At 73.2% G+C, this 16,489-nt stretch carries 12 protein-coding genes and 1 pseudogene; 8 read left to right on the top strand and 5 right to left on the bottom strand.

The window, feature by feature from the left end; all coding sequences use genetic code 11:
* Positions 1–4: 4 nt before the first annotated feature.
* Together ACI79G_RS19215 and ACI79G_RS19220 are read left to right on the top strand one after the other, a co-directional pair.
* Complete coding sequence (locus ACI79G_RS19215; protein ID WP_456882701.1) at positions 5–1,807, top strand: polysaccharide deacetylase family protein; 1,803 nt, start codon at positions 5–7, stop codon at positions 1,805–1,807.
* 26 nt (positions 1,808–1,833) lie between these two features.
* The gene (locus tag ACI79G_RS19220) at positions 1,834–3,528 is read left to right on the top strand and encodes an endo-1,4-beta-xylanase (protein WP_456882702.1); all 1,695 of its coding nucleotides are present in this window, start codon (positions 1,834–1,836) and stop codon (positions 3,526–3,528) included.
* Positions 3,529–3,809: 281 nt separating this feature from the next.
* Here the strand turns inward: ACI79G_RS19220 and ACI79G_RS19225 are convergent, their stop codons facing one another.
* Positions 3,810–4,385 (bottom strand): hypothetical protein, encoded by a 576-nt coding sequence (locus ACI79G_RS19225; RefSeq protein ID WP_456882703.1) that lies wholly within the window; start codon positions 4,383–4,385, stop codon positions 3,810–3,812.
* An 87-nt stretch (positions 4,386–4,472) separates the two neighbouring features.
* Between ACI79G_RS19225 and ACI79G_RS19230 the strand changes: the two genes are divergently transcribed.
* From ACI79G_RS19230 to ACI79G_RS19240, 3 genes are all read left to right on the top strand, one after another.
* Positions 4,473–5,021 carry a response regulator transcription factor gene (locus tag ACI79G_RS19230; RefSeq protein ID WP_456882704.1) on the top strand — a complete coding sequence of 183 codons (549 nt, stop codon included), beginning with the start codon at positions 4,473–4,475 and terminating at the stop codon, positions 5,019–5,021.
* Positions 5,022–5,106: 85 nt separating this feature from the next.
* Positions 5,107–5,343 carry an AbrB/MazE/SpoVT family DNA-binding domain-containing protein gene (locus ACI79G_RS19235; protein WP_456882705.1) on the top strand — a complete coding sequence of 79 codons (237 nt, stop codon included), beginning with the start codon at positions 5,107–5,109 and terminating at the stop codon, positions 5,341–5,343.
* A complete protein-coding gene (locus tag ACI79G_RS19240; protein ID WP_456882706.1) occupies positions 5,340–5,753 on the top strand; it encodes a PIN domain-containing protein in 414 nt (137 codons plus the stop codon). The genes ACI79G_RS19235 and ACI79G_RS19240 overlap by 4 nt, the downstream gene beginning before the upstream one ends.
* An 80-nt stretch (positions 5,754–5,833) precedes the next feature.
* Here ACI79G_RS19240 and nrfD read toward each other — a convergent pair whose 3' ends face one another.
* The 4 genes and pseudogenes from nrfD to ACI79G_RS19260 form a co-directional block, all read right to left on the bottom strand.
* Positions 5,834–6,892 carry an NrfD/PsrC family molybdoenzyme membrane anchor subunit gene (gene nrfD, locus ACI79G_RS19245; RefSeq protein WP_456882707.1) on the bottom strand — a complete coding sequence of 353 codons (1,059 nt, stop codon included), beginning with the start codon at positions 6,890–6,892 and terminating at the stop codon, positions 5,834–5,836.
* A gap of 79 nt (positions 6,893–6,971) precedes the next feature.
* On the bottom strand, positions 6,972–8,036 hold the full coding sequence (locus ACI79G_RS19250) for a 4Fe-4S dicluster domain-containing protein (RefSeq protein WP_091223201.1): 1,065 nt from the start codon (positions 8,034–8,036) through the stop codon (positions 6,972–6,974).
* A 49-nt stretch (positions 8,037–8,085) separates the two neighbouring features.
* Positions 8,086–11,376 (bottom strand): annotated as a pseudogene (fdh, locus tag ACI79G_RS19255) (formate dehydrogenase).
* A gap of 318 nt (positions 11,377–11,694) precedes the next feature.
* Positions 11,695–12,564, bottom strand: a complete 870-nt coding sequence (locus tag ACI79G_RS19260; protein ID WP_456882708.1) for a hypothetical protein — start codon at positions 12,562–12,564, stop codon at positions 11,695–11,697.
* A 312-nt stretch (positions 12,565–12,876) separates the two neighbouring features.
* Here ACI79G_RS19260 and ACI79G_RS19265 point away from each other — a divergent pair, with 312 nt between their 5' ends.
* From ACI79G_RS19265 to ACI79G_RS19275, 3 genes are read left to right on the top strand one after another with little or no spacing between them, the layout of a single operon-like run.
* Entirely contained in the window at positions 12,877–13,677 is an 801-nt protein-coding gene (locus tag ACI79G_RS19265) for an MBL fold metallo-hydrolase (protein WP_456882709.1), read from the top strand.
* Positions 13,674–14,294 carry a DedA family protein gene (locus ACI79G_RS19270; protein WP_456882710.1) on the top strand — a complete coding sequence of 207 codons (621 nt, stop codon included), beginning with the start codon at positions 13,674–13,676 and terminating at the stop codon, positions 14,292–14,294. Before ACI79G_RS19265 ends, ACI79G_RS19270 begins: the two co-directional genes overlap by 4 nt.
* Positions 14,291–16,435 (top strand): phage holin family protein, encoded by a 2,145-nt coding sequence (locus tag ACI79G_RS19275; protein ID WP_456882711.1) that lies wholly within the window; start codon positions 14,291–14,293, stop codon positions 16,433–16,435. The genes ACI79G_RS19270 and ACI79G_RS19275 overlap by 4 nt, the downstream gene beginning before the upstream one ends.
* The last annotated feature ends 54 nt before the right edge of the window (positions 16,436–16,489 follow it).

Raw genomic sequence — 16,489 nt, forward strand, 5'->3', positions numbered from 1 at the left:
CGTCATGCGGGCACCCCTGGGAGGTCTCCGGGCCGCCGTCCGGCTGGTCAGCCTCACCGTCGCCCTCGTCGTCCTCACCGCGAGTCTGAGCCCTGCCGTCGCACGCGCCGAGGTCCAGAACGCCGCGCCCGCGGCCCTGGTCTCGTTCACGTTCGACGACGGACTGCTGAGCACCTACACGCAGGCCGCACCCACGCTCAACGCTCACGGACTGACCGCTACCAGCTACATCGTCACCGACTGCGTCGGGGTCACCGCCGTGCCGAACGACTGCCGCGCCAACCCGCGCCTGCCGTACATGACATGGGAGCAGATCACCGATCTCCGGAGCACCTACGGTTGGGAGATCGGGTCGCACACGGTCGACCATCCCTGCCTCGCCAGCAGCGCCGCGTCAGGTTCGCCGGGGTGCCAGGCGAACACCTTGACGGCCGCCGAGGTCGAGGCGCAGATGGCCGACAGCAAGGCCGCCCTGGCAGCCCACGGCATCGACGCCACCGCCTTCGCGCCACCGTACGGCGACTACGACAACGTGGTCGTCTCGACGGCCGCCAAGTACTACACGTCGATGCGCGGCTTCCACGACGAGGGCACGAACGCGTGGCCGCCCAACGACTTCCTGCTGAGGGTCGTGAACGTGCAGGAGACCGTCGACACGGTCGCGTCCCTGCAGGCGGTCGTCGACCAGGCCATCGCCACCAACGCCTGGGTCATCTTCACGTTCCACGACATCGCCCCGACGCCGAGCCCGGATCCCACGGCCTACCAGTTCAGCACCGCTGAGTTGGACCAGCTGGCCGGCTACGTGCAGGCCAGGAAGGCTGCCGGCGAGATCCGCGACGTCAACGTCAGCCAGGGCCTCGTCACCAGCAGCATGAACGAGCTGCCCAGCCTCACGTCCGCCAACCGCATGGGGAAGGGCTGGACGACCGATGACCCGGCGAACATCACCGCGGACACCGGCAGCAACGGCAGCTACCCGGACCCCACGGGGGCGGTCAAGCTGGTCTCGAACCCCGACAGGGCGCACACCCACCTCTTCTCACCGGTGGTCGACACGAGCCCAGGAACGACGTACATGTTCAAGAACTTCTTGGACGTCCAGAGCCTCACCAGCGGTGAAGTCGCGTTCTACGTCGACGAGTACCACGTGGACGGCGACTGGATCTCGGGGCAGTACCGCATGGCGGAGACGTCGCCGTTCGTCGAGAGCGTGAACTTCACGTACACACCGAGCTCGTCGGCCGTCGCCCGGGCGAGTCTGCAGGTCATCGTGGCGGGCACCGGCATCACCGCCTACCTCGGCAACTCGCAGATGTTCCCGCTCGGTGAGGAGGTCCCGCCCCCGGCGACGACCGACCTACTCGCCAACGGCGGCTTCGAGCGCGGCATCAGTGACGGTTGGACGACGAACGCACCCGCCACCATCGTCGCCGACACCGGCGACCACGGCAGCGCCGCCGACCCGGTCGACTCGGTGCGGCTGCAGACATCGGCCGTCGACAGTCACCTCTTCTCCCCGCGGGTCGCCGTGAACTCCTCCAACGACTACACGATCACCTCACGCCTCGACGTCCAGAGCTTGCCACGCGGCGAGGTGGCCTTCTACATCGACGAGTACGACGCCGAGGGCGCCTGGACCTCGGGGCAGTGGAAGCTCGGCACCCGGACGGCCGGAAGCCTCGACGTCACCCTGACGTACTCGCCGACCTCGTCGGACGTCGCCACGGCGGGCCTGCAGGTCATCGTGGGTGGCAACTCCGGGCTCCGCGCCCACTTCGACGACGTGCGGTGGTGGGAGAGGTAGCTCCACGGCGAGTGCAGGAGGAGCGCATGGCCGGGCGTTCGCGCGGATCGAACCTGATCGTGCTGGCGTCCGGCCTGGTGCTCGCTCTCGTCGGCTGCTCCACTCCCGAGCACGTCCCTCAGCCCGAGCTCACCGTGGACCTGCTCCAACAGGACTGGGCCTACCTGCCAGGGGTCACGGTCGGGGCGGGCGGGTTGGTGGTCGGCGCGACCGACCGGCGCATCGTCGAGCAGGACGGGAGCGGCGGGCAGCCGAATCCACCGCTGCAGTTGTACGGCACCCGTCTGGCGGTCCACGGGCACTTCTCGATCACTGTCACGATCGTGGACTCCACGGCTGACGCGTCACTGACCCTCTACGACCGCCCGCCCGTCGTCGCGGACGAGTTCCGCATCGAGCCGGCCGCGGTCCGCCTGACGCTCCGAGGAAGCGACCTGGGGATCACCGTCTGGGACGGCTCCCCGCAGGAGGACGTCACGCGGCCACGCCCTGCTCACGACGAGCACGTGGTGCTGAGCGACCCAGCCGCGCCGCTGACGGTCAGCCGGTCCGGTGAGGAGCTGCGAGTAGCCAGCGACGGGAGGACCGTCGCCTCGGTCGCGGGGGGTGACGTCTTCACCTCCGGCGAGCTGTGGCTCGGCCTCTCGAGCGAACGCGGCTCCTTCGCGGTCCGCTCGCTGACGGCCCGGGGGGGCGACGGCGACCTGCGCGTCATCGACACCCGGGACCTCCTCGTCCCGCCCGCACCCGACGGCCTGCAGGCGTTAACCGCGCGAGTACGTCCGGAGTTCCGCGTCGGCGCCGCGATGGCGCTCGGCCCGCTCACCTCGGACCCGGACTATGCACGGGCGGCCCTGTCCAACTTCGGCTCCGTCACGCCGGAGAACGCGATGAAGCCGCAGTTCCTCTCGCCCAGCCGGGGGGTCTACACGTTCGCGGAGGCCGACGCCCTCATCGACATCGCCCGACGACACGGGCTGACGGTGCACGGCCACACCATCACGTTCAGTGAAGCCCTACCCCGGTGGATGCAGGACCTGCCCACCGACACGGAGTCCGAACGGCAATCGAGCGCAGTCGCCCTGCTCGACTACGTCTCCGCGGTCGTCACCCACTTCAAGGGCCGACTGGACTCACTGGACGTCGTGAACGAGCCGTTCGACGTCGACCAGGGCACCGAGCTGCAAGACAACGTCTGGTACCGGGTCTTCGGGCCCGACTACCCGGCCGTCGTGTCGCAGGCCGTGTACGCCGCCGACCCGGACGTCGCACAGTTCCTCAACGAGAACGGCGCCGATGTCCCGGGCCCACGGCAGGACGCGCTGCTCGAGCTGGCGCTGGAGACCAACGCCCGCGGCGGGCACATCTCCGGGGTCGGACTCCAGGCGCACGTCTACGACATCGACCGGGACGCCATCGGAGCGGACGACCTGACGCAGAGCATCGACCTGTTCGCGGAGCACGGCCTGCAGGTGCGCATCTCGGAGAACGACGTGACCGACGCCGAGGGGACCGACGCCCAGGCCGACCAGTACGCCGCCGTGTTCGCTGCCTGCTTCCGGCACCCTGGGTGTGCTTCCTACACGACCTGGGGCGTCGACGACCGCTATGACTGGTACGTCGACGGCAACGGAAGCCTGCGGCAAGGCCACGACCTGCTCTTCGACGGCGGCGAGCCGACCCCGGCGTACGAGGAGATCCAGCGGCTGCTGCAGCAGTGATCGCTCAGCGCACGATCAAGCCGGCGTCCTCACGTACCCTGACCTGCTCCCGCTGCGGGAGGACGGTCCGCTTCGGGCCCCCGGCGCCGGCCATGCCGCCTGGAACATGCCGAAGCGGGTGAGCATCGACCCGGCCGCCAGCAGCGCGCTCGCGGCGACCGCACCGCACGCCGCCGTCTTGCGCGACGGGTCGGCCTCCTCGACGGGGCTGAGCTCCATCGTCAGCCCCCACCGGCGGCCATGCCGAAGACGCCGTCACCGCCCCCGCCGGACGCACCCGCTCAGCGTCCGCCGAGGCGCGGCTCCTCACCGGGCGGCCACGTCCACGTGAAGCCCACCGTGACGCCCTCGATCTCGTCCATGAACCGGTGCGCCGAGAACTCGTCGTCCAGCGGCACCCGCTCGGCCGCCCGCAGCCCGGCGTCGGGGCCGTAGCCGTCCCACAGGGCCCAGTGCAGCTCGGCCGGCAGCCGCCCGGGGGTGAACGCCACCCGCATCTCCAGCCGCTCCACCGGCTGCCGCGCCGCCCGGCGCAGCTGCGGCGGCGGCACCGACTGCCAGTCGAAGACCGTCTCGTACTCCAGCGACGCGGTCTCCCCCAGGCGCAGCGGCCGCGGGAAGCGCAGCTCCACCGCCGTGAACCCCTCGCCGTCGGGCCGCGGTTCGTCCGCCGTCGCGCCGCGCAGCACCCGCACCGACGCCTCGCGCCGGTCCAAGCGGAAGGTGTACGAGGCCAGCCCGGGCTGCAGGGCGCGCACGACCTGCACCGTGCGGTGCCGGACCGGCAGTCCGTGCGGGCCGACGACGTGCAGCTCGTGCAGGGACACCGTGCGGTGCGGCGGTCCTGCCTGGCTCACGCGTGTCCCCTCCGTCGGCCGGGCGGGGCGGACCTGCGGCGTCCCGCTGTGGATGGGAACGTACCCGCAGGTGGGAGGGGGTGCCCGGTGCCACAGAGGGACGACGACACCACGCTCCGCGTTGCCGTCGTCGCCGCCGCCCCGCCGGACCGCACCGCGCTGGCCGCCGCGCTCGAGGGCGTGCCCGGTCTCGAGGTGGTGGCGTGGGCCGACTCCGCCGGGGCGCTGGTCGTCCTCGGGACCCGCGCCGACGTCTGCCTCTGCGACCGCGCCCCGACCGCCGGGCAGACCGCCCTGCTCGCCGACCGCGGCTGCCAGGTCGTCGTCCTGGAGCCCGGCACCGACCCCGTCGGCACGCTCCGGCGGGTTCGCGCCGGCCACCGGCCGGGGACGACGCCGGTCCGGCCGCGCCTGGCACCCCGGCAGCTCGAGGTGCTGCTGGCCTACGTGTCCACCAACGACGTCCAGTCGGCGGTCGCCCGCTCGCTCGGCATGGACACCGAGACGCTGAAGACGCACCTGCGGCGGATCCGCGCCAAGTACGCCGACGCCGGCCGGCCCGCCCCGACCCGCCGCGACCTGTACGTGCGCGCGATCGAGGACGGCCTGCTGCCGCCGCCTTCGGCCGCCCGCTGACGGCTCCCGCGTGCCCTCGACGAAGGATGGACGGGGGTGCGAGCTGTCGAGTCAGCGTTGGCAGTCCACTGGTAGCGTTCTACCAGTGAAGGCCACCATCGACGGCCTCGGCCGTCTCGTCGTCCCCAAGCCCCTGCGCGATGCTCTCGGCCTGACGCCCGGCACGGTTGTCGATCTGAGTCGCTACGGGAACGGCCTACAGCTGGTCCCGGCGGGGCGGACCGCACGCATCGTCGCGGAGGGCGACGGCCTGGTCGCCGAGTCCTCGACCGAGGTGACCGACGAGATGGTCTTCGACCTGCTCGACGCCGGCCGTCGGTGACGCCCCTCGTCCTCGACACCAGCGCCGCCGTCGCGCTCCTGTTGCGCTCACACACGGCGCACTCCGCGGTCCGCCGGCACGCGTCGGGCCGTGCTCTCGTGCTCACCACCCACTCACAAGCCGAGACGTACTCCGTCCTGACCCGGCTGCCCGCAGATGCCCGTGTCGCTCCCCACGACGCCGTCCGACTGCTCGAGGCGGACTTCACCACCCCGCTGACCGTCCCACCGGAGGAGCTCAGCGCCCTCCCCCGGGTCCTGGCTGCCCGCGGGATCGCCGGTGGGGCCGTCTACGACGCGCTGGTCGGCCTCGCCGCACGGGCGGCCGCCGCGCCGCTCCTCACCCGCGACGCCCGGGCGATGTCCACGTACGCCGCCCTGGACGTCGAGGTCGAACTCGTCGCCGGCTGACCGGCCCGGCGCCCGCCGACGACGGCGCCCGCCCGCTGCCCCCGGCGAGGAGGCGGCGGACGGGCGTCCGGGTCGGCGCGTCAGCGGGTGATCGTCGAGGCGTGCCCGTTCGAGGCGACCTGCTGACCGGCCTCGCGGGCGGCGAGCCGCTCGCGCTGCGGGACGACGGTGTACTTGGGGTCCTTGGCGCTGGCCATGCCCGCCTCGAAGACGCCGAAGCGGGTGAGCAGCGACCCGGCCGCGAGCAGCGCGCCCGCGGCGACCGCACCCGCACGCCGCCGTCCGGCGATGACGGTGAGCGCCGCACCGGCCGCGGTGCAGGACTTGGCCGCCCGCAGCAGCCGGCCGGCCTTGCCCTCGTGGTACGGCTCGCTGACGATGCCGTGCTCGTTCTCGACCCGGTGCATCGCGACCAGCTCGATCGCCGCGCCGGCCACCGCCATCGTGCGCGACGGGCCGGCCTCCTCGACCGGGCTGAGCGCCATCGTCAGGCCCCCGCCGGCAGCCATGCCGGAGGCGCCGAAGACGAACGGCAGCTCCTTGTGCGCGGCGTGCCACGAGGGGACGGCGGTGTTGGCGAACAGCACCCCGGTGTAGGTCGCCAGCGGCCCGCCGAACAGCGCCGCGACCACCCCGCCGAAGCGCTTGAGCCGCGGGAACCAGCCCAGCAGCTCCACCGCCGCCGTCGCCCCGGCCGCCGCGCTGAACGGCGCCAGGATGTACGAGCCGATCGACAGCGGGGACGTCGGCTTGACCACCCGCAACATGTGCAGGAACCGCTCGGGCCGGCCCAGGTCGTGGATGAGGAACACGACCGAGGCGATCGCCGCGCCCCCGGAGACGTACCGGGCGTTGCGGGTGAGCGTCGGCCGGTCGGTGAGATCGACCATCGCCGCCATGATCGACGACGAGCCGGCCGCGCCACCGAGGAAGAGGTACAGCGGCACGTCCGGCGTCTTCCACACCGGCGGCTTGATGATCGGCCGGCCGTAGTACGAGGTGAACTCGGCCTCCTCGACCATCGCCACCTCGCCGCCGGGGCGGCCCCCGCCGCGGCGGCGCCGCTTCTGCCGCCGCTGCGCCGGCGGCCCGTCCGCGCGACGCCAGCCGGCGCCGGGCGTGGTGATGCCCTCGGTCACAGCTCCTCCTCGCCGGCGCTCGTCGGAGCCGTGCCAGACGTCGCTCTGCCCATGCGTGACCTCGCACGGTCGGTCACGTCTACTTCCTCCGCGAGCCGAGGACGGCGGACAGCGCCACCCCGACGATCATCGCCGCGGCCGCTCCGGCGGACTTCCACATCGCGGGCAGGTCGCGCGTGGTCACCACCGGGTCCGGCGGCAGGCCGTAGACCTCCGGCTCGTCGAGCAGCAGGAAGAACGCCCCCGCGCCGCCGACGCCGTCGTGCTCGTCCCGCCCGTAGAGCCGGGCCGTCTCGACGCCCTGCGACTTGAGCGTGGCCAGCCGCGCGTCGGCGCGGGCCTGCAGCTCGTCGAGGTTGCCGAACTGGATGGACTGCGTCGGGCACGCCGTCGCGCACGCCGGCTGCAGGCCGTCGGTCAGCCGGTCGTAGCACATCGTGCACTTGAAGACCCGGCCGTCGCCCTTGCGCTGCTCGATGACGCCGTACGGGCAGGACGGCACGCAGTAGCCGCAGCCGTTGCAGATGTCGCCCTGGACGACGACGGTGCCGAACTCGGTGCGGAACAGCGCGCCGGTCGGGCAGACGTCCAGGCACCCGGCGTGCGTGCAGTGCTTGCACACGTCCGAGCTCATCAGCCAGCGGATCTGCTTGTCCGTCCCCGACTGCCCGGTCTGCGGGTCGAACTCCGACAGGGCCTCGGCGTTGAGCACGCTCTGCTGCGCCGTCGCCAGGCTCTCGTCGTTCGGGCCGTCGGTGACCGAGCGGCCGCTGTCCTGGCGGTCGTCGCCGGGCCGGCCGAACGTCGGCATCGGCAGGTCCACGGTTCGGGTCTGCTCGATGAACGCCACGTGCCGCCAGGAGTTGGCGCCCAGCTGCCCCGTGTTGTCGTAGGACATCCCGGACAGCCCCATGACGTCACGCACGCCGTGCGCGTCGTCCATCGGCAGGGTGTTCCACTCCTTGCACGCCACCTCGCAGGCCTTGCAGCCGATGCACACCGAGGTGTCGGTGAAGAAGCCCACCCGCGCCGGGTGGTCGCCGTCGTAGCCGGCCTCGCCCTGCACGTCGGGCAGCGGCCCAAACAGCCGGTTGTCGGGGTCGCGCCCGGTGAAGGCCGGGCTCGCCGAACTGATCGAGGTCACGCCGGCCTCCTCTCTCCTGATCCGCTCACAGCTCCGGTCCCTCGCGGGCTCACAGCGTCGACCCCTCGCCGGCGTTCGCCTCGACCGGGTCGCGGCCGTTGACCCCGACCCGCCCGGACTCGACCCCGGCGCGCCGGCGGTAGCCCTCCACGAACTCGATGAGCTCCGGGCCGCGCGGACGCCGTCCCGGCCGGATGTCGGCGGTGCTGACCTTGTCCTCCTGGATGTGCGTGTTCGGGTCGAGCACGATCCCGAGCAGGTCGTTGGCCCCGTCGCCGGTCGAGATGCCGCTGTAGGACCAGTGGTAGGGCATCCCGATCTGGTGCACGACCTGGCCGTCCCGCAGCCGGATCGGCCGTATGCGCTCGGTGACCAGCACCTTCGCCTCGATCGCCGTCCGCGAGCTGACCAGCGTGGCGTACTCGCCGTTGGTCAGGCCGCGCAGCTCGGCGAGCTCCGGGCTGACCTCGACGAAGAACTCCGGCTGCAGCTCGGAGAGGTAGGGCAGCGTGCGGCTCATCCCACCGGCGGTGTGGTGCTCGGTCAGCCGGTAGGTGGTCACCTGGAACGGGAAGACCTCGCTGCGCGGCGGGTTCTCCCGGTTCCACGGTCCCTCGATGTGCTCCAGCGTCGGGTTCGCCTGCTGCTTGTACAGGGCGTTCTCGACGACGGACTCGGCCGGCTCGTAGTGCGTCGGCAGCGGGCCGTCGACCAACCCCGCGGGTGCGAACAGCCACGCCTTGCCGTCGCCCTGCATGACGAACGGGTCGGTCCCGGCGATCGCGTCCTGCGCCCTGGCCCCGTCCGGCGGCACGTAGTCCGGCCGCTTGGTCGCCTCGAAGTCCGGGTTGTCGACACCCGTCCAGCGACCGGCCTCCTCGTCCCACCAGACGTAGGCCTTGCGCTCGCTCCACGGCTTGCCGTCGGGGTCGGCCGAGGCGCGGTTGTAGAGGATCCGCCGGTTGTACGGCCAGGCCCAGCCCCACTCGGAGGCCACCGACCCCTGCTCGCGGCCGGGCCGGCGGCGGGCGGACTGGTTGACCTCGTCGGCGTAGACGCCGGAGTAGATCCAGCAGCCGCACGTCGTCGAGCCGTCGTCCTCGAGCTCCAGGTAGCCCGACACCGCACGCCCGTCCGGGCCGGTGCCGTTGATCTCCCGCAGGACGGCCTCGGCGCTCGGTTCCACCTCGGGACCGTGCGTCGGGTAGTCCCAGGTGAGGTCGAGCAGCGGGCGGTCCCGGGGGTCGGTGGAGTCGGCCAGCCGCTCGCGCAGGATGCGACCGAGGTGGAAGTAGAACCACAGGTCGCTCCGGGCGTCGTTCGGCGGCTCGACCGCCTTGTGCCGCCACTGCAGCAGCCGCTGCGTCTGGGTGAAGGTCCCCTCCTTCTCCGCGTGCGTCGCCGCGGGCATGAAGAAGACCTCGGTGCCGATCGTGTCCGGGGCCAGCTCCCCCGTCTCGATCTCGGGGGACTCCTTCCAGAACGTCGCCGACTCGATCATCTGCAGGTCGCGGACGACCAGCCAGTCGAGGTTGGCCAGCCCGAAGCGGTTCATGCGCCCGTTGGGGTGCCCGACCGTCGGGTTCTCGCCGACCAGGAAGTAGCCGGAGACCTTGCCCTGGATCATGTCGGCGATCGTGCGGTAGGAGCTGTGGTCGCCGTCGATCTTCGGGAGGTAGTCGAACGCGAAGTCGTTCTCCGGCGTCGCCGCGTCGCCCCACCAGGCCTTGAGCAGGCTGACCATGTAGGCGCGCTTGTTGCCCCAGAAGCCGGCCTTGCCGGCCGCGTCGGCGCAGTACTCCTCGAGGTTCCCGTGCTGCAGGGCGTGCGGCATCGGCAGGTAGCCGGGGAGGATGTTGAACAGCGTCGGGACGTCGGTCGAGCCCTGGATGCTCGCGTGCCCGCGCAGCGCCAGGATCCCGCCGCCGGGACGGCCGATGTTGCCCAGCAGCGTCTGCAGGATCGAGCAGGTGCGGATGTACTGCGCGCCGACGCTGTGCTGCGTCCAGCCCACCGAGTACACCCACGCCGTCGTCCGGTCGCGGCCGCTGTTCTCGGTCACCCAGCGGGCGACCTGCAGGAACACCTCCGGCTCGATGCCGCAGACCTCGGCCACCATCTCCGGGGTGTAGCGGGCGAAGTGCCGCTTGAGGATCTGGAACACCGAGCGCGGGTGCTGCAGCGTCTCGTCGCGCTTGGGCTTCGACGCGATCGGCGGACCGCCGCTGCCGGCCGCCTGCGCGCGGTCGGCCTTCCTGACGTCGGAGTGCTGCTCGATCGCCTTCTGCTCCGCGGCCTCGGCCGGGTGGTCCGAACCCGAGTGCGGCGGCTCCTCCGGCTCGTACTGCCAGCTGGCCTCGTCGTACTGGTTGCGCTCGGGATCGAAGCCGGAGAACAGGCCGTCGAGGTCCTCGGAGTCGACGAAGTCCTCACTCACCAGCGCCGCGGCGTTGGTGTAGGCGACGACGTACTCCTTGAAGTACAGCTCGTTGTCGAGCACGTACTTGATCAGGCCGCCGAGGAACGCGATGTCCGTGCCGACCCGCAGCGGCACGTGCAGGTCGGCGATCGCGCTGGTGCGCGTGAACCGCGGGTCGATGTGCACGACCTTCGCGCCGCGCGCCTTGGCCTCACCCACCCACTGGAAACCCACCGGGTGGCACTCGGCCATGTTCGAACCCTCGATGACGATGCAGTCGGAGTTCGCGAGGTCTTCCTGGAAGTTCGTGGCACCGCCACGACCGAACGAGGCACCCAGACCGGGCACCGTCGCGGAGTGCTATATGCGCGCCTGGTTCTCGATCTGGATCGCGCCCATGGCGCTGTAGAGCTTCTTCATGAGGTAGTTCTCCTCGTTGTCGAGGGTCGCCCCTCCGAGGCTCGCTATCCCCATGGTGCGGTTGACGCGCTTGCCGTCGTTCTCATCCTGCCAGCCCTTGCGGCGGGCCTCGAGGACGCGGTCGGCGATCATGTGCATCGCGGTGTCGAGGTCGAGGTCCTCCCACTCCGTCCCGAACGGACGGCGGTACTTCACCGTCGTCACGCGGGTCGGGCTGGTGACCAGCTGCTTGCTGGCGCTGCCCTTGGGGCACAGCCGGCCGCGGCTGATCGGCGAGTCGGGGTCGCCCTCGATCTGGACGATCTGCTCGTCCTTGACGTAGATCCGCTGGCCGCACCCCACCGCGCAGTACGGGCACACGCTCTGCACGACGCGGTCGGCGGTGGCCGTGCGGCTCACCACGTTCTCCGTCGCCTTGCTGCGTGCGGCCGCCCCGCGTCCGAGGGGGTCCGGCCCGGTCAGCTGCCGGAACACCGGCCACGCGTCGAGCCAGGTCTTCACGTGCGCAACTCTGCCACTCCTGCGCCCACTCGGCGCTCCGGGACCCGCGGTCGTCGACGACAACCGGCCGTTGCCGTTCCGCCGTCCGACCTGCCCCTCCGCCGTCCGACCTGCCCCTCCGCCGTCCGTCCGCCTGTCCCGCCTCCCGCCGTCCCCCCGCTCCCCCTCCGCGGTCTCTCGCTCCGCCCTGTTCCGCGTTGATCATGGGGTTGTCGCGGGTCCGGACGGCGTGTCGCCGCGTGTCTCCTGCAACAACCCCATGATCAACTTGAGGGCAGGCGTCGCGGGCCGAGGCGATCGGCCGGTGGCGCCCACGCGTCAGGGACGCCAGCCGCGGTTGAGCAGCGCCCGCCGGGTGCGGTCCACGACGACGACCGGGCCGCCCAGGTGGCGGGCGGCGAAGCGCAGGACGAGCCACCCGTCGGCCGCCATCAGCGAGTAGCGGTCGACGTCCCGCCCGAACTGGTCGGGGTCGGCGTGCTGGCGCCCCTCGTACTCCAGCGCCACCCTCCACTCCGGGTAGCCCAGGTCGGCGTGCGTCACCTCGCGACCCCACCGGTCGTGCACCGGCACCTGCAGCTGCGGGTCGGGCAGGTCGCTGGTCGCCAGCCAGTAGCGGACGAGGCTCTCCGGCCGCGACGCCGCCCGCCCGTCCAGCCGCGGGGCGCACGCACGGGCACGGACGACGCCCCGCACGCGGTCGGCCCGCTCGAGGCGCCGGGCCAACGACGCGGCGTCCATCTCCCCGGAGCGCAGCAGCGCGTCACCGACCGCCACCAGCTCCGCGGCCAGCAGCTGAGCGGCGAGGTCGAGGAACGTCTGCGGGCCCGACGTCAGCGGCAGCCCGCCGACCACGACGACGTCCTCCTCGGTGAGGAGCCGCTCGTGGACGGTCAACCCCGTGCGTCTGGGCAACTGCCGCCGTGAGGGGACGACGACGTGCACCGTGGGCGCTTCCGCGACCGGCGCCCCGTGCAGCCGGGCCGCCGTCCCCAGGCCGAAGGCGGCGTCGCCCGGGAGCACCAGCCGCCAGGCGCGACACCGGGTGGCGAGGTCGGGCTCGACGGCGGAGGAGAGGTAGAGGCCGCGGCCGATGCGGACGCCGTCCTGGGCGATCTCCCCGCGGGTCGCGCCTCGGGACCGGGCGTCGTCCCAGGTGTAGGCCGTGCCGAGGTCGATGTCGCTCATGCCGGCGACCGTCGGGGCCTCGCGGCCCGCTCGGCGTCCGCGGCAGACATCTGTGGACGCCGTCCCCCGCTGTGGACGCCGTCCTCGCCGCTGCCGCCGCCTGTTCCGGCCGACCCCTACCCGGCCGTGATCATGGGGTCGTCACGGGTCCGGACGGCGTGTCGCCGCGTGCCTCCCGGAACAGCCCCATGATCAACGTGGAGTGGGGCGGACGTCGGGCGGGCGGGGTGGTCGGAGGCGTGGACGGGAGGCGCCACCCCTCACGGGTCGAACCGGTGCCGGATCGTCGGAGGCGCGGTCGATACTGGACCGGTGGGCGGCCTGCACCTGCACTTCCTCGGCCACTCGACGGTGCGCGTCGAGTCGGCCGGGCACACGGTGCTGACCGATCCCCTGCTCACCGGGCGCGTCGGGCCGCTGCGCCGCGTGGTGCCGGCCCCCGCGCCGGAGACGTACGCCGACGTCGACCTGGTGCTCATCAGCCACCTGCACGGCGACCACCTGCACCTGCCCTCGCTGCGGCTGCTCGGCCCGGACGTGCGGGTCGTCGTCCCCCGGGGTGCCGGGGGGTGGCTGCGGGCGCGGGGCTTCCGGCACGTGGTCGAGGTGCTGCCCGGCGAGACGATCACCCACGGCGCGCTGCGGGTCACCGCCGTCCCGGCCGAGCACGCCGGACACCGCTGGGGTCCGCGACTGACGCACGGTCCGGACACCCCCGCGGTCGGCCACCTGGTCGAGGGCGGTGGACACCGCCTGTACGTCGCGGGCGACACCGACCTGACCGATGCGATGACCCTGCTCGGTGAGCGCGGGGTCGACGTCGCCCTGCTGCCGGTGTGGGGGTGGGGCCTCACCCTGGGGCCCGGCCACCTCGACCCGGCGGGCGCGGCCGAGGCGGTGGCGCGGCTGCGGCCGCGGGTCGCCGTCCCCGTGCACTGGGGCACCCTCGCGCTCTCCGGCACCACGCACCTGCCGAGGATGCGCCGGCTGCTGACCGACCCGCCCCGCGACTTCGCCGCCGCGGTCGCCGCCCGCGGCCCCGACACCGCCGTGGTCGTCACCCAGCCGGGCCGCCCGGTGCCGCTGCCGGACCCCGTCGGGACGACGTCGTGAGCGCGCTCGCGGCCGGCTGGACCGACGGCTCGATCGGCTACCCCGTCCTCTTCGGCGGCGTGCTGCTCGGCTCAGTGGTGCCCGTCGTCCCCACCGGTGCGGTGGTCGGCGCGGGCGCGGCCTTCGCCGTGACCGCCCACGAGCTCAACCTCGTGCTGGTCGTGCTGGTGGCCACGCTCGGCGCCTGGGCCGGCGACCTGGTCACCTTCGCGATCTGCCGGTTCGGCGGGCCCGCGGCGGTCCGCTGGGTCGCCCGCGGCCAGCACGCCGAGCGCATCGAGGAGGTCCGCGAGCAGTTCCGCCGGCACGGCTGGCAGATCGTCGTCGTGGGCCGGCTGCTGCCCGCAGGCCGCATCCCGGTGCTGCTGGCCGCCGGCGCGCTGGCCTACCCGTGGCGGCGGCTGCTGCCGGCGTCGCTGCTCGCCGCGTTCCTCTGGGCGGTCGCCTACGCCGCCCTCGGCGTGGTCAGCGGCGGCATCTTCGACTCGCCGCTGGTCGCCGTCCTGCTGGCCACCGTGCTGGTGCTCCTCGTGGGTGCGGTGCTCAACGTGGTCGGCTCGCACCGCCGGCGCACCCCCGACCCCGAGCCCGACCCCTCGAGCTGCGGCCCGGCATGACCGCACCCTCCGGGCGGGTCCTGCAGCGGGGCCGCACGCCGGCGCGCGTCGTCCTCACCTGGGCGGCCAGCACCGCCGCGCTCGTCGTCCTCGACCGCTGGCTCGGCGCGTTCACCATGCCGTCGTGGTGGCAGCCGCCGCTGATCGCGCTGCTGCTCGGCCTGCTCACCGGCGTCGTGTGGCCGCTGGTCATGCGGGTCGCCCTGCCGCTGGTCTTCTTCACCCTCGGCCTGGGCAGCTTCCTGCTGCTGGGTGCCGCGGTGCTCGGCCTGTCCTTCCTCGTGCCCGGCGTCGTCATCGCCGACCTGCGCACCGCGGTCGTCGTGGGCGTCGCCATGGCCGGGGTGTCGGGGCTGGTCAGCAGCGTGCTCGCCCTGGACGAGGACGAGCTGTTCTTCCGTCGCGCGCGCCGCCGGGCCCGGGGGGCGGCGGAGGGCGAACCGTGCCCGCCCGGCGTGCTGTTCCTGCAGATCGACGCGCTGTCGTACGACACCGCCCGCCGCGCCGTCCGCGACGGCTCGATGCCGAACCTGGCCGCCTGGCTGCGCTCGGGCGGCCACGTGCTGACCACCTGGCACACCGACTGGAGCTCGCAGACCGGCGCCTCGGTCTGCGGCATCCTGCACGGCTCCAACGCCGACATCCCGGGTTTCCGCTGGTACGACAAGGACCGCGACCGGATCGTCCGGGTCTCCTCGCCGACCGACGCCGCCGAGATCGAGCGGGCGCACTCCGACGGCCGCGGGCTGCTCTCCGGCGGCGGGGCCAGCCACGGCAACCTGTTCACGGGGGACGCCGAGCACGTCAGCCTCACGATGAGCTCGCTGGCGCACGTCGTCCCCGCGACCAGCCGGCGGGCGCGGCAGCGGCGGCAGCGCGCCGGCACCGGCTACTACGCCTACTTCGCCAACCCGGGCAACGCGCTGCGCACCCTCGCGGGCTCCCTCGTCGACGTGTACCGCGAGCTCGTCGCCGCCGCCCGCGAGCGCCGGGACGACGTCCGGCCGCGGGTGTCGCGCGGTGGCGTCTACCCGCTGGCCCGCCCGGGGACGACGGTCATCTCCCGCGACGTCGTGGTCTTCGCGCTGCTGGAGGACATGATCGCCGGCCGGCCGGTCGCCTACGCGGACTTCCTCGGCTACGACGAGGCCGCCCACCACGGCGGGCTGGAGCGGGCCGACAGCCTGGCCGTGCTGCGCAGCATCGACCAGCAGATCGGCCGGCTGCACCGCGCCGCCCAGCTCGCGCCGCGCGAGTACCACCTGGTCTGCCTCTCCGACCACGGCCAGACGCAGGGCGAGTCCTTCGCCACCCGGTTCGGCGAGACCGTCGAGCAGCTGGTCGGCCGGCTCTGCGGCGGGCGCGGCGAGCTGCCGGCCGGGCACCTCACCGGTCCGCGGGACAGCCGGCGGCTCACCGAGGGCTGGCAGGTCGGCGCGGCGCTGGCCGAGGGCGGCGGGCCGATCGCCCGCCGGCTGCGCGAGCGGGTGGAGCGTGCCGAGGGCGTGCCGCACGCGCACGAGCTGCCCATCGACCGCGAGGGCCGGGTGCCGCGGGTGGCACCGGGGGTGGTCGTCGCCGTCTCCGGGCACACCGCGATGGTGTCCTTCGCCGACATCCCCGGCCGGGTGTCGCTGGAGGAGATCGAGCGCCACTGGCCGGCGCTGCTGCCCGGCCTGGTCGACCACGACGGCGTCGGGTTCCTGCTCGTGCACTCCGAGGAGCACGGCCCGGTGGTGCTCGGCCGCGACGGGCTGCACCGCCTGGCGACGGGCGAGGTGGTCGGCGAGGACCCGCTGCTCCCCTACGGCCCGCACGCCGCCGGCCTGGTGGCCCGCGGCTCCACGTTCCCGCACTGCCCGGACGTCGTCATCAACAGCCGCTACGACCCGGCCACCGACGAGGCCTCGGCGTTCGAGCCGCACGTCGGCTCGCACGGCGGGCTCGGCGGCCCGCAACAGCACGCCTTCCTGCTGCACCCGCGCTCGTTCCGGGCGCCGGGCGAGGTCGTCGGCGCCGAGGCGCTGCACCGGGTCCTGCGCGGTTGGCTCACCGATCTGGGCCACCCCGAACCGACCGGGGGCGGCGCCGTCGGAGCACTCAGCGCGACGGCGCAGCGCTCCTCCGACGTGCCGGTGTGACCGGCCGCCGCACAGGCGGTGACGTCCGCGTGAACTCCGTCGCGCCTCGTGGCG

The organism is Geodermatophilus sp. SYSU D00779 (genome assembly GCF_054050595.1).